Source organism: Nocardia sp. PE-7 (assembly GCF_030486425.1).
GTDB classification, from domain to species: Bacteria; Actinomycetota; Actinomycetes; order Mycobacteriales; family Mycobacteriaceae; genus Nocardia; species Nocardia salmonicida_A.
Map to the genome: position 1 here is coordinate 1,585,022 of NZ_CP129614.1, position 12,765 is coordinate 1,597,786.

Genomic DNA, 12,765 nt, shown 5'->3' on the forward strand with positions numbered 1-12,765 from the left:
CTCGGCCCCTGGTTGCCCGCCTCTTGCCTGCCTCCCACTCAGTCCGGTGGCGGGCGGGCCGAGAACAACAATTAACTCAACCCGCGTTGTCCGACCGACACCGCGCGTCGGTAACCTGACTGCTCGTCTCGCCTACGCGCTCGATCACTCTCAGAGAGGAGCCTTGTGCCCGCGCAGTCCAGCCCGCACGCGCTCCGGCCAACCACTCCAATGTCGACGTCGCTGCAGGCCGTGGCGGACCTCACCGGCGCCACGACGGCGACTCCGGCGTCCGCCGAGGTGAGCGTCACCGGCATCGAGCAACGATCCAACGCGGTGCGCGCCGGTGACCTGTTCGCGGCGTTACCCGGCGCGAACGCGCACGGCGCCCGATTCGCCGCCGACGCGATCGCCAACGGCGCGGTGGCGGTGTTCACCGATGCCGCGGGCGCCGAGCTGATCGGTGACGTCGCGGTACCCGTGTTGGTGCGCGAGCAGCCACGCGCGGTACTCGGTGAACTCTCCGCCGAGGTCTACGGCCATCCCAGCGATCGGCTGCGCATCGTCGGCATCACCGGCACCTCCGGCAAGACCACCACCTCGTATCTGGTGGAGGCCGGTCTGGCCGCGGCCGGACTGTCCACCGGGCTGATCGGCACCATCGAGACCCGCATCGGCGGGCAGCGGGTGCCGAGCGCGCTCACCACGCCCGAGGCGCCGCAGTTGCACGCGATGTTCGCCGCGATGGTCGAGCAGGGCGTCGACGCGGTCGTGATGGAGGTGTCGAGCCACGCGCTCGCACTGGGCCGGGTCGACGGTGTGCGCTTCGCGGTCGGCGCGTTCACCAATCTGTCCCAGGATCATCTGGACTTCCACAAGGACTTCGAGGACTACTTCGCGGCGAAACGTCGCCTGTTCGACGCGGATTCGCCGGTCGCCGCGCGCACCACGGTGATCTGCGTCGACGACGAATGGGGCACCCGCCTGGCCGGTGACCTGGTCGAGCCGGTCACCGTGTCGACCACCGGCGCGGCCACCTGGCAGGTCAGCGGCGAGGTCAAGACCACCGGCGGCGAACAGGAATTCACCGCCGTCGGACCCGACGGCGAACTGACGGTGCGCCTGCGCCTGCCCGGTCGTTACAACGTCGCCAACGCGTTGCTGGCCGTCGCCACCTGCGCCGCGGCCGGCGTCGATCCCGCCGTGGCGGCCCCGGCGCTCGCCGCTGTCGATGTGCCGGGCCGGATGCAGCGCGTCGAGCACGGCCAGGACTTCCTCGCCGTCGTCGACTACGCGCACAAGCCCGCCGCCATCGAATCGGTCGTCACGACCCTGCGCGGCCACCTCACCGAAGCCGGAGTCGGCAGGCTGGCCGTCGTGCTCGGCGCCGGTGGCGACCGTGACGTGGCCAAACGCCCGCTCATGGGCGCCGCGGCGGCCCGCGCCGACCTGTTGATCGTCACCGACGACAACCCACGCACCGAGGACCCGGCGGCCATCAGGTCCGCCGTGGTGGCCGGTGCGCACGAACTCCCGGACACCGATCGCGGCGAGATCCGCGAGATCGGTGACCGCGCGGCGGCCATCGCCGCCGCAGTCGACTGGGCGCGTTCGGGCGACGTGGTACTCGTCGCGGGCAAAGGCCACGAGGCGGGGCAGGAGATCAAGGGCGTCAAGCATCCCTTCGACGACCGCGAGGTGGTCGCGGCGGCGCTGGATGCCCTACGGAGACGACACAGTCCGCACACGGACTCGGAGGACTTGACGGTTTCATGATCGAGATGACACTGCGGGAGATCGCGGACGTCGTCGGCGGCGAGCTGCACGACGTACCCGACCCCCAGGCACTGGTGACCGGTTCGGTCGAATTCGATTCGCGCCGAATCGGTTCCGGCGATCTGTTCCTCGCCCTACCCGGAGCCAACTCCGACGGACACGACTACGCCGCCGCGGCTGTGGCCGCCGGGGCGGTCGCGGTACTGGCCGCCCGCCCGGTCGGCGTGCCCGCGATCGTCGTGGCGCCCGATCTGGGCTCGGTGCCCGCGAGTTCGGTCGCGCTCAGCGCCGACGGTGACGGTTCCGGTGCCGCCGTGCTGGCGGCGCTGGCCGAACTGGCCCGCGTGAGCACCGAGCGGCTGGCCGAACGGACCGGGCTCACCGTCGTCGGCGTCACCGGGTCCTCCGGCAAGACCTCGACCAAAGACCTGCTCGCGGCGGTGCTGGCGCCGCTGGGCGCGGTGGTCGCGCCGCCCGGCTCGTTCAACAACGAACTCGGCCACCCGTGGACCGCCCTGCGCGCGGGTCCCGACACCAAGTTCCTCGCGCTGGAACTGTCCGCGCGCGGTCGCGGACACATCGCGGAACTGGCCCGCATCGCACCGCCCCGGATCGGCGTGGTGCTCAATGTCGGCACCGCCCATCTCGGGGAATTCGGCAGCCGCGAGGCGATCGCCCAGGCCAAGGGCGAGCTCGTCGAAGCACTGCCCGCCGAAGGCCTCGCGGTGCTCAACGCCGACGACCCCAACGTCGTGGCCATGGCATCGCGGACCAAGGCGCGAGTGGTGAAGGTCGGCCTGTCCGGCGACGCCGACATCCGCGCCACCGACGTGATCACCGATGACCAGGCCCGCGCCCGTTTCACCTTGCACGTGGCGGGCGAATCGATCCCGATCCAGCTCGCGGTGCACGGCGAACACCAGGTCGGCAACGCCCTGGCAGCCGCGGCGGTCGCCCTCGAATGCGGCGCCGATCTGGCGACCGTGGCCGAGGCGCTGTCCGGCGCCACCGCGGCCTCGGTCCGCCGGATGGACGTGACGACCACCCCCGCGGGTGTCACCGTCATCAACGACTCCTACAACGCCAACCCCGACTCCGTGCGCGCGGCGCTCAAAGCGCTGGTCACCCTCGCCAAACCGGCCAACCGGCGCAGCTGGGCCGTGCTGGGCGAGATGGGCGAGCTCGGTGACACCTCGGTGATCGAACACGACGCGATCGGACGCCTGGCCGTGCGCCTGGATGTCGACCGATTGATCGTGATCGGCACCGGACGACCCTCCCACGGCATGCACCAGGGAGCGGTGATGGAAGGCTCATGGGGCGAGGAATCGATCCTCGTTCCCGATATCGACGCGGCGATCGCGCTGCTCGACGACGAGATCGCCGCAGGCGATGTGGTACTGGTCAAGGCGTCGAAGGCGGTGGGCCTGTGGGCCGTCGCCGAGCACCTGACCGGGGCAGCGGAAGGTAAAACGGCTCGATGAGGCAGATCTTGTTCGCGGCGGGGATCGCACTGGCGGTGTCGATCCTGTTGACGCCGTTGCTGGTTCGGGTGTTCGCCAGGCAGGGCTTCGGTCAGGAGATCCGGGTCGACGGCCCGGCCAGCCACCAGGCCAAGCGCGGTACCCCCACCATGGGTGGCGTCGCGATTCTGATCGGTATGTGGGCGGGCTATCTCGGCTCGCACCTGATCGGTATCGGCTACGACGCGGAAGGTCCGACGGCGTCGGGTCTGCTCGTGCTCGGGCTCACCACCGCGCTCGGCGTCGTCGGATTCCTCGACGACTTCATCAAGCTGCGCAAGCAGCGCAACCTCGGACTCTCGGCCGCGGGCAAGTACATCGGGCAGACCGCCGCCGCGGTCATCTTCGCGGTACTGGCCCTGCAGTTCCGCAGCGCCGACGGGCTCGCCCCCGCCAGCAAGCACCTGTCGTATGTACGCGACTGGAGCACGGTGTCGATGGGCGCGCTCATCTTCGTCGTCTGGGTGCTGTTCCTGGTCGTGGCCTGGTCCAACGCGGTGAACCTCACCGATGGTCTCGACGGTCTCGCGGCCGGTTCGATGAGCCTGCTGCTCGGCGCGTACGTGATCATCACCTTCTGGCAGTACCGCAATTCCTGCTCCACCAATCCCGGCCCCGGCTGCTACGACGTGCGCGACCCGCTCGATCTGGCCCTGGTCTGTGCCGCCGCGGCCGCCGCGTGCATCGGCTTCCTCTGGTGGAACGCCGCGCCCGCGCGCATCTTCATGGGCGACACCGGTTCGCTGGCGCTGGGTGGTCTGATCGCCGGTCTGTCGATCACCACCCGCACCGAGCTGCTGATGGCCGTGATCGGCGCGCTGTTCGTCGCCGAGGCGGCGTCGGTGATGCTGCAGGTGGCGGTGTTCCGCACCACGCGCAATCGGTTGTTCAAGATGGCGCCGTTCCATCATCACTTCGAGTTGAGTAAGTGGGCCGAAACCACGGTGATCATCCGGTTCTGGATTTTGGCGGGCATCTCCGCCGCAGTGGGCCTCGGCCTGTTCTACAGCGAATATCTGTCACAGGTCGGGTGAGTAGAGACATGGTCGAACACTCGCCCCGCGCCCTGCGTTCTCCGGGCCCGATGCTCGAATTCCTGCGTGGTCGTGACGTTCTCGTCGCCGGTTGGGGCGTCTCCGGACGCTCGCTGATCGAACCGCTGCGCGATATCGGCGCCCACCCCGTGGTCACCGACAACGGCGCCAAGGCATTGGCCGAAGCCGCCGAGCTCGGCCTCGAGATCGCCACCAGCGTCGAACTCGAAGGCGCCGACCTGAGCCGGTTCGCGCTGGTGATCACCAGCCCGGGCTGGCGACCGGATTCGCCGGTGCTGGTCTCGGCGGTCACCGACGGCGTACCCGTCTGGGGTGACGTCGAATTCGCCTGGTGGGTCGATCAGGCCCGCATCTACGGCCCGGTCCGCAAGTGGCTGGTGATCACCGGCACCAACGGCAAGACCACCACCACCCAGATGACGCACTCGATCCTGCGCGCCGCGGGCATCTCCAGCGTGGCCTGCGGCAATATCGGCCTGCCGATCCTGGACGCACTGCGCCGCAACCCCGGTCCGCAAGTCCTGGCCGTCGAGCTGTCCTCGTTCCAGCTGCACTGGGCGCCGTCGGTGCGACCCGAGGCGGGCGTCGTGCTCAATGTCGCCGAGGATCACCTGGATTGGCATGGCGGTCTCGATGCCTACGCCGCCGCGAAAGCGCGCGCGCTGACCGGTCGCGTCGGCGTCGTCGGCCTCGACGATCCGGTCGCGGGCGCCCTGGCGCGTAAGGCCAAGGCCCGCCGCACGGTCGGCTTCCGCATCGGCGTCCCCGCCGACGGCGAGCTGGGCGTGGTCGACGGCAAGCTCCTCGACCGCGCCTTCACCAAGGCCGCGATCCTCGCCGAGACCAGCGACATCAGCCCGCCGGGACCCGCGGGCATCGCCGACGCGCTGGCCGCGTCCGCGCTGACCAGGGCCATCGATGTGGCGCCGCAGTTCGTCAAGGAAGGTCTCGCCGAGCACAAGGTGGGCCCGCACCGCACCGCGTTCGTCCGCGAACTGGGTGGTGTCGAGTTCATCGACGACTCCAAGGCCACCAACCCGCACGCCGCACGCGCCGCGATCATGGCGCACCCGCAGGTGGTGTGGGTGGCGGGCGGTCTGCTCAAGGGCGCGAGCGTCGACGACCTGATCGAGGAGATCGGTGATCGACTGGTCGGCGCGGTGTTGTTCGGGGCCGACGCGCCGGTGATCGCCGCCGCGATGGCGCGACACGCACCCGAAGTCCCGGTCATCGAGCTGGATGCGGGAGACGATGCAGACATGGAGTCGTCGAGATCCCAGCGAGCCGAGGCGGTCATGGGCCGCGCGGTGCGCGCCGCGGCGGGCCTGGCCCGCGCCGGAGACACCGTCCTGCTCGCGCCCGCGGCCGCTTCCCTGGATATGTATGACGACTACACCCATCGCGGACGGTGCTTCGTGGATGCGGTGACGGCACTGGAAGACGGTGACATCGGGCGGGCGCTGTGACGAAGGCGCGTCCGGCCGACCCGTCACCGCCCGAGAGGGGGCAGCGTGGGTAAGAGCCGGGGCAGCGTCGACAGCAGTCGGGTCGGCAAGAGCGCGGGTGCTACCCGACGCGGTTCGGGACAGCCGAATTGGGCGGGGGAGCGCTTCGGAGCCTGGTTGGCCCGGCCGCTCGCGTCGTTCCATCTGATCGTCACCATCGCGACCCTGCTCACCGTGCTCGGTCTGGTGATGGTGCTGTCGGCGTCGAGCGTCGAGGCCTACGCCGGTGGCGGTTCGGCCTACTCGCTGTTCATCCAGCAGGCCATGTTCGCCGGGCTGGGCGCGATCGCCTTCTACGTGGCGTTGCGGCTGCCACTGCGGCTGTTGCGGCAGTGGTCGTTTCCGGTCTTCAGCATCTCGGTGCTCGCGCTGGTGCTGGTGCTCATCCCCGGCATCGGCGCGATGCACGGTGGCGCGCGGCGCTGGTTCGACATCGGCCCGCTGTCGATCCAGCCGTCGGAAGTGGTCAAGGTGACCCTGGTGGTGTGGGGCGCGCACCTGCTCGCCTCGCGACGCGGTGCGGCGCTCAAGGACATCCTCGTGCCGCTGGTGCCCGCCGGCCTGCTGGTGTGCCTGCTGGTGGTGCTCGAACCGAACCTGTCGACCACCATCGCGCTCGGCATCGTGCTGATGGCGCTGCTGTGGTTCGGTGGGCTGCCGGTGCGGCTGTTCGTCGGGATCATGGTGACCGGCCTGGTGGCCGCGTCGGTGCTGGCGCTGTCGGCCGGTTACCGCTCCGACCGGGTGCGCGCGTTCTTCAACCCCGGTGACGATCCGCAGGGCGCCAACTATCAAGCGCGTCAGGCCAAGTACTCCCTCGCCGACGGCGGTATCTGGGGCCGCGGCCTCGGACAGAGCCGCGCGAAGTGGAGCTACCTGCCCAACTCGCACAACGACTTCATCTTCGCGATCATCGGCGAGGAACTCGGCTTCCTCGGCTGCATGCTGGTGTTGGCGCTGCTGGCGTTGTTCGTCTACGCGGGCATCCGCATCGCGCTGCGCTCGGTCGACCCGTTCCTTCGGCTGCTCACCGCCACCGCCACCACCTGGATCACCGCGCAGGCGCTGATCAACATCGGCTATGTCGTGGGGCTGCTGCCGGTGACCGGTCTGCAGTTGCCGCTGGTCTCGGCCGGTGGTTCGTCGCTGGCGATCACGTTGTTCATGTTCGGCATCATCGCCAGCGCCGCGCGGCACGAGCCGGAAGCGGTCTCGGCGTTGAAGGCGGGCCAGGACGGGCGACTCAGCAGGCTGCTGCGACTGCCGGTGCCCGAGGTGTACAGCCCGCCGGCGCCGCGAAAAGTCGCGCCGCGCCCCAGAACCGAACGCCCACGTCAGGCCCCTCGCCGCCAGCCGCCCGCCGACCGCAGGCGACGCGCGCCGGAGAGCCGCGGCACGAGTTCGCTACGGTCGACACGAGCATGGGAGCCGACCTACCCGATGCCACACCGCCCGGTGAAACGGCGGACCGGCGGAGGTGGCGGCGCATGACGCACGCCTTCGCGAGATCGATTCGAGATAGAGAGAACGAGGTAGATCCAGGTGAGTAACCCGCGATCCGGGTTGTCGGTGATCGTCGCAGGCGGGGGAACCGCAGGCCACATCGAACCCGCGCTGGCTGTCGCCGACGCGTTGCGCAGGCTCGACGACTCGATCCGGGTGACCGCCTTGGGTACCGAGCGGGGACTCGAGACGAAACTGGTGCCCGAACGCGGGTATCCGCTGGAACTGATCCCGCCGGTGCCGTTGCCGCGCAAGCCCTCCGCCGATCTGCTGCGGCTACCCGGCCGGGTGCTCGCCTCGGTGAAGGCGACCAGGGCGGTGATCGACGATGTGGGGGCCGACGTGATCATCGGGTTCGGCGGTTACGTGGCACTGCCCGCCTATCTCGCCGCGCGCGGTGGGCTGTTCGGCCGCAAGCGCAAGGTGCCGGTGATCGTGCACGAGGCCAACGCGAAGGCCGGTATCGCCAACAAGGTCGGCGCGAAACTCGCCGCGAAAGTGCTCGCCGCCGTCCCGGATTCGGGCCTGGCGGGTGCTCAGGTCGTCGGTATTCCGGTGCGCGCCTCCATCACCGAACTCGACCGTCCCGCCTTGCGAGCGCAGGCTCGCGCGCACTTCGGACTGCCCGCCGAGGGACCGGTGCTGCTGGTGTTCGGTGGTTCACAGGGCGCGCGCAGCCTCAACGAGGCCGTCTCCGCGGCCGCACCGCAACTCGCGGCCGCCGGCGTCTCGGTGCTGCACGCGCACGGGCCGAAGAACAGCGTGGAGGTGAGCACCGCCGACGCGCCCGCGCCGTATGTGGCGGTGCCCTACCTGTCGCGGATGGACTTGGCCTACGCCGCCGCCGACGCGGTGGTGTGCCGATCCGGCGCGATGACCGTGGCCGAGGTGTCGGCGGTCGGACTTCCCGCCTTCTACGTGCCGCTGCCGCACGGCAACGGCGAACAGGAATTCAACGCCCGACCAGTGGTCGCGCAGGGCGGTGGCACAATTGTGGCCGACGCCGAGCTGACCCCGAAATACGTGATCGATGAGGTGATTCCGCTGCTGCTCGACCACGCTCGACTCGCGCAGATGAGCCGCGCCGCCGCAGGCGCAGGCCATCGCGATGCCGCCGACACGGTGGCCAGGATCGTCACCGAGGTCGCCCGATGAGCAAGCCGGAACAGGAGATCGGGGATTCCACCGGCGCGGCCCTGCCCCCCGAACTCCAACGCGTGCACATGGTCGGCATCGGCGGCGCGGGCATGTCCGGTATCGCGCGCATCCTGCTCTCGCGCGGCGGGCTGGTCTCCGGTTCCGATGCCCGCGAGAGCCGCGGTGTGTTGTCGCTGCGGGCTCGCGGCGCCGAGGTCCGCATCGGCCACGCCGCCGACGCGCTCGATCTGCTGCCCGGCGGCCCGACGGTCGTCGTCACCACCTACGCCGCCATCCCGAAGACCAACCCCGAACTGGTCGAGGCGAATCGGCGCGACATCCCCGTGCTGATGCGCCCGACCGTGCTCGCCGCGCTGATGCGCGGGCACCGGACCCTGCTGGTCTCGGGCACCCACGGCAAGACCTCGACCACCTCGATGCTGATCGTCACGTTGCAGCACTGCGGCGCCGATCCGTCGTTCGCGGTCGGCGGCGAGCTCAACGAGGCGGGCACCAACGCCCACCACGGCAGCGGTGACATCTTCGTCGCCGAGGCCGACGAGTCCGACGGCTCACTGCTGCAATACGACCCGGACGTCGCCGTGGTCACCAATATCGAATCCGATCACCTCGACTACTTCGGCACCGACGAGGCCTACATCCAGGTCTTCGACGACTTCGCCGACCGGCTCGCACCCGGCGGCCTGCTGGTGGTGTGCCTCGACGATCCCGGCTCGCTCGCGTTGGCCCAGCGGGTCGCGCCGCGCATGGCCGAACGCGGGATCGAGGTTCTCGGTTACGGATCCGGCGATCTGGCCGACGCTCCGGTGCCCGTCGGCGCCCGCCTGCTCGACTGGCAACCGCGAGACGTGGGCGGCATCGTCGAGTTCCAGCTCGACGGCGAAACCGTGCCGCGGTCGCTGCGACTGTCGGTGCCCGGCAGGCACATGGCGCTCAACGCGCTGGCGGCGCTGCTGGCCGCCCGCGCCACCGGCGCCGATATCGACGAGATCGTGCAGGGCCTGGAGGGATTCGGCGGCGTGCATCGCCGGTTCCAGTTCACCGGCCGGGAAAACGGGGTGCGCGTCTTCGACGATTACGCCCACCACCCGACCGAGGTCCGCGCGGTGCTCGAGGCCGCCGCCCAACTGGTCGCCCAGGAAGCGCGCGACGGCGCCCGCCTGCAGCGCGGCCGGGTGATCGTGGTGTTCCAGCCGCATCTCTACAGCCGCACCGCCACTTTCGCCGCGGAGTTCGGCGCCGCGTTGAGCCTGGCCGACGAGGTGGTCGTGCTCGACGTCTACGGCGCCCGGGAAGACCCGCTGCCCGGCGTCAACGGCGCGCTGGTCGCCCAGTCGGTCACCGAACCCGTGCACTACCAGCCGGATATGTCCAAGGTCGGCAAGCAGGTCGCGGGGCTCGCGGGCGACGGTGACGTCGTGATCACCATGGGCGCGGGCGATGTCACGATGCTCGGCAGCCAGATCCTCGACGGCCTGCGGGCCAGGCCGCAGGCCGGCGGCCGGTGAGATTGCCGATGCCCGCCGCGCGCGGGTGGCACGGCTACCGTCTCTGGACGGCGGTCGGCGTGGTCGTGGTGACCCTGCTGGTGGCCCTGGCCTGGTTCACCCCGGCTCTGTCGGTGCGCACCGTGCGCATCGACGGCCTGTCGGCGGTTCCGGACGCCGATGTGCGAGGTCGACTCGAAATTCCGGACGGCCGTTCGATGTTGCGCATCGATACCACCGCGATCGCCCAGCGCGTGGCCGCGATCCCGAAGGTGCGCTCGGTCAGAGTGCAGCGTAAATTCCCCTCGACAGTGCTGGTCACCGTCGTGGAGCGAACTCCGGTGGTGTTTTTCGAAGCCCCGGACGGCGCCCACCTGATCGACGCCGAGAGCGTCGAATTCGCGATCGAGCCCGAACTGCCCATCGGGGTGCCGAAACTGCTCACCGAGGGCTCGTTCACCGGGCCCGCGGCGGCCAGGGCGGCGGTGGATGTGCTGGTCACCCTGCCGCCCGCCTTGTCGGTGCAGGTGGGCGAGGTTGTCGCACGGTCGATTTCGGACGTCTCGCTGAGCCTTCGCGATGGCAGGAAGGTAGTGTGGGGCGGCACGGGCGACGGTGAGCGCAAAGCTGCCGTCGTGTTACCGCTACTGACCCGTGAGGGGACCGTGTTCGACGTTTCGAGTCCGAATCTGGTCACGGTAAAGTGAGCGACATTCTTTGTGGCACAAGATTCTGGCTCTCATCTCGGCGCGCCTGCGCCGCGATCGCAGTGGCTGCGAATAGCGTTCCGCAGCAGTCGGATACTTGACATAACGCCAACCCTATGGTTGAGGTTGAGGGTTTAAGATCGAAGGAAGGCGAGAGCCCATGACGCCCCCGCACAACTACCTTGCAGTGATCAAGGTCGTCGGTATCGGCGGCGGCGGCGTGAACGCCGTCAACCGAATGATCGAACAAGGACTCAAGGGAGTCGAGTTCATCGCGGTCAATACCGACGCGCAAGCCCTGCTGATGAGCGATGCCGACGTCAAACTCGATGTCGGCCGCGAACTCACCCGAGGACTCGGAGCCGGAGCCGATCCGGAAGTCGGTCGCAAGGCCGCCGAGGACCACAAGGACGAGATCGAAGAGGTGCTCAAGGGCGCCGACATGGTCTTCGTCACGGCGGGCGAGGGAGGTGGCACCGGTACCGGTGGCGCCCCTGTCGTCGCGAGTATCGCCCGCAAGTTGGGCGCCCTGACTATAGGGGTCGTCACCCGGCCGTTCTCTTTCGAGGGCAAGCGGCGCGGGAACCAGGCCGAAGTAGGGATCAACCTACTTCGCGAGTCGTGCGACACCCTCATCGTCATTCCGAACGACCGGCTGCTGCAGCTGGGCGACGCGGCGGTGAGTCTGATGGACGCCTTCCGCTCCGCGGATGAGGTGCTGCTCAACGGTGTCCAGGGTATTACCGACCTGATCACCACCCCCGGTCTGATCAACGTCGACTTCGCCGACGTCAAGAGCGTGATGTCGGGTGCCGGATCGGCGCTCATGGGCATCGGCTCGGCGCGTGGTGAGGGTCGTTCGGTGAAGGCGGCCGAGACGGCGATCAATTCGCCGCTGCTCGAGGCCTCCATGGATGGTGCGCACGGCGTGCTGCTCTCGATCGCGGGCGGTTCCGATCTCGGCCTGTTCGAGATCAACGAGGCGGCCTCGCTGGTGCAGGAGGCGGCCCACATCGAGGCCAACATCATCTTCGGTACGGTCATCGACGATTCGCTCGGCGACGAGGTGCGCGTCACCGTCATCGCCGCGGGTTTCGACGGTGGCGGCCCGTCTCGACGCAATACCGAGACCAGCACGGTTACCAGCAGCCGCACCGGGGCGAACCCGATCGGTTCGGGCCGTGCGGGCGAGATCGGCCAAGGACGTCCGTCCGAGGCGCCGTCGCGTCCCACCGAGCCCGCCACGGCCGGGGTGTCCGGTGGTCGGGCCGCGGCGCCGAACTACCGCGATACCGAGCGGTACCGGGAGTCGGAGCGTCAGCGGGTGACGGAGGCGGCCATGAACCGCGTCAACAACCCGGAAGTGCACGACGGCGACGACGACGACGAGATCAACGTCCCGGACTTCATGCGTCGATAAGCATGCGCAGACACGAAAGCGCCCGAACTCCTGTCGAGTCCGGGCGCTTTCGCGTTGTGCGCGGGATCAGCCCTTGGCGCTGCCCAGGCAATAGGTGATCTTCGGATCATTGACCACGAGCACCTGGTCGGCGTCCTCGCCGCACAGCTGCTCGTCGACCTGACCGTCGACGCGGCTGACGACCTTGAAGCTGGCGTCGGAGGCGGTGCACGGCACGAACTTGTAGCCGGTCATCATGCCCTCGTTGTAACAGCTGCCCTCTGTGAAATTCGGGGCGAGACAGAGGAACGCGACCGTGCCGCCGCTGCCGAAGGTCTCCTCGTAGGAGGTGTAGTCCTCGTGGCACTCGACCTTCTTGTCGTGGACCTGCACGACCTGGTAGACGGCGTTCTCGGCCGAGCAGGCGACCGGCTCGGTCTTGGAGTCGATCATCGACGCCGAGATCACGTTGATGCACTCACCGACCTTCGAGCGGGCGGTGTCGGACTTGCTCGCGTCCTTGGCCACGTCGGAGACCTTGTCGATGGCCGAGCAACCCGCGGCACCGAGTGCCGTGACCGCCAGCAGTGCGAGCGAGAAGCGTGAAACCATGCCCTTGCCGGTGAACGTCATGCGAACCTTCTTTCTGCAGAACCTCACCGCGGACCCTTCG

General features: G+C 69.1%; 10 protein-coding genes. 9 read left to right on the plus strand and 1 reads right to left on the minus strand.

The window, feature by feature from the left end; genetic code table 11:
• Nucleotides 1-210: 210 nt before the first annotated feature.
• From QX204_RS07450 to ftsZ, 9 genes are all read left to right on the plus strand, one after another.
• Entirely contained in the window at nt 211-1,755 is a 1,545-nt protein-coding gene (locus QX204_RS07450; RefSeq protein ID WP_301905826.1) for a UDP-N-acetylmuramoyl-L-alanyl-D-glutamate--2,6-diaminopimelate ligase, read from the plus strand.
• Nucleotides 1,752-3,239 (plus strand): UDP-N-acetylmuramoyl-tripeptide--D-alanyl-D-alanine ligase, encoded by a 1,488-nt coding sequence (gene murF / locus QX204_RS07455; protein WP_301905827.1) that lies wholly within the window; start codon nt 1,752-1,754, stop codon nt 3,237-3,239. The genes QX204_RS07450 and murF overlap by 4 nt, the downstream gene beginning before the upstream one ends.
• The gene (gene mraY / locus QX204_RS07460) at nt 3,236-4,312 is read left to right on the plus strand and encodes a phospho-N-acetylmuramoyl-pentapeptide-transferase (RefSeq protein ID WP_301905828.1); all 1,077 of its coding nucleotides are present in this window, start codon (nt 3,236-3,238) and stop codon (nt 4,310-4,312) included. The genes murF and mraY overlap by 4 nt, the downstream gene beginning before the upstream one ends.
• Nucleotides 4,313-4,362: 50 nt before the next feature.
• On the plus strand, nt 4,363-5,799 hold the full coding sequence (murD, locus tag QX204_RS07465) for a UDP-N-acetylmuramoyl-L-alanine--D-glutamate ligase (protein ID WP_301907943.1): 1,437 nt from the start codon (nt 4,363-4,365) through the stop codon (nt 5,797-5,799).
• Between the two features lie 156 nt (nt 5,800-5,955).
• Nucleotides 5,956-7,329 carry a putative lipid II flippase FtsW gene (gene ftsW / locus QX204_RS07470; RefSeq protein ID WP_301907944.1) on the plus strand — a complete coding sequence of 458 codons (1,374 nt, stop codon included), beginning with the start codon at nt 5,956-5,958 and terminating at the stop codon, nt 7,327-7,329.
• 51 nt (nt 7,330-7,380) lie between these two features.
• Nucleotides 7,381-8,496: an undecaprenyldiphospho-muramoylpentapeptide beta-N-acetylglucosaminyltransferase gene (gene murG / locus QX204_RS07475; RefSeq protein ID WP_301905829.1), complete on the plus strand. Its 1,116-nt coding sequence runs from the start codon at nt 7,381-7,383 to the stop codon at nt 8,494-8,496.
• A complete protein-coding gene (murC, locus tag QX204_RS07480) occupies nt 8,493-10,007 on the plus strand; it encodes a UDP-N-acetylmuramate--L-alanine ligase (protein WP_301905830.1) in 1,515 nt (504 codons plus the stop codon). The genes murG and murC overlap by 4 nt, the downstream gene beginning before the upstream one ends.
• Before the next feature lie 8 nt (nt 10,008-10,015).
• On the plus strand, nt 10,016-10,693 hold the full coding sequence (locus QX204_RS07485) for a cell division protein FtsQ/DivIB (RefSeq protein WP_301905831.1): 678 nt from the start codon (nt 10,016-10,018) through the stop codon (nt 10,691-10,693).
• Nucleotides 10,694-10,853: 160 nt separating this feature from the next.
• The gene (gene ftsZ, locus QX204_RS07490) at nt 10,854-12,113 is read left to right on the plus strand and encodes a cell division protein FtsZ (protein ID WP_301905832.1); all 1,260 of its coding nucleotides are present in this window, start codon (nt 10,854-10,856) and stop codon (nt 12,111-12,113) included.
• A 66-nt stretch (nt 12,114-12,179) separates the two neighbouring features.
• Here the strand turns inward: ftsZ and QX204_RS07495 are convergent, their stop codons facing one another.
• On the minus strand, nt 12,180-12,725 hold the full coding sequence (locus tag QX204_RS07495) for an LppU/SCO3897 family protein (protein ID WP_301905833.1): 546 nt from the start codon (nt 12,723-12,725) through the stop codon (nt 12,180-12,182).
• Nucleotides 12,726-12,765 lie beyond the last annotated feature (40 nt).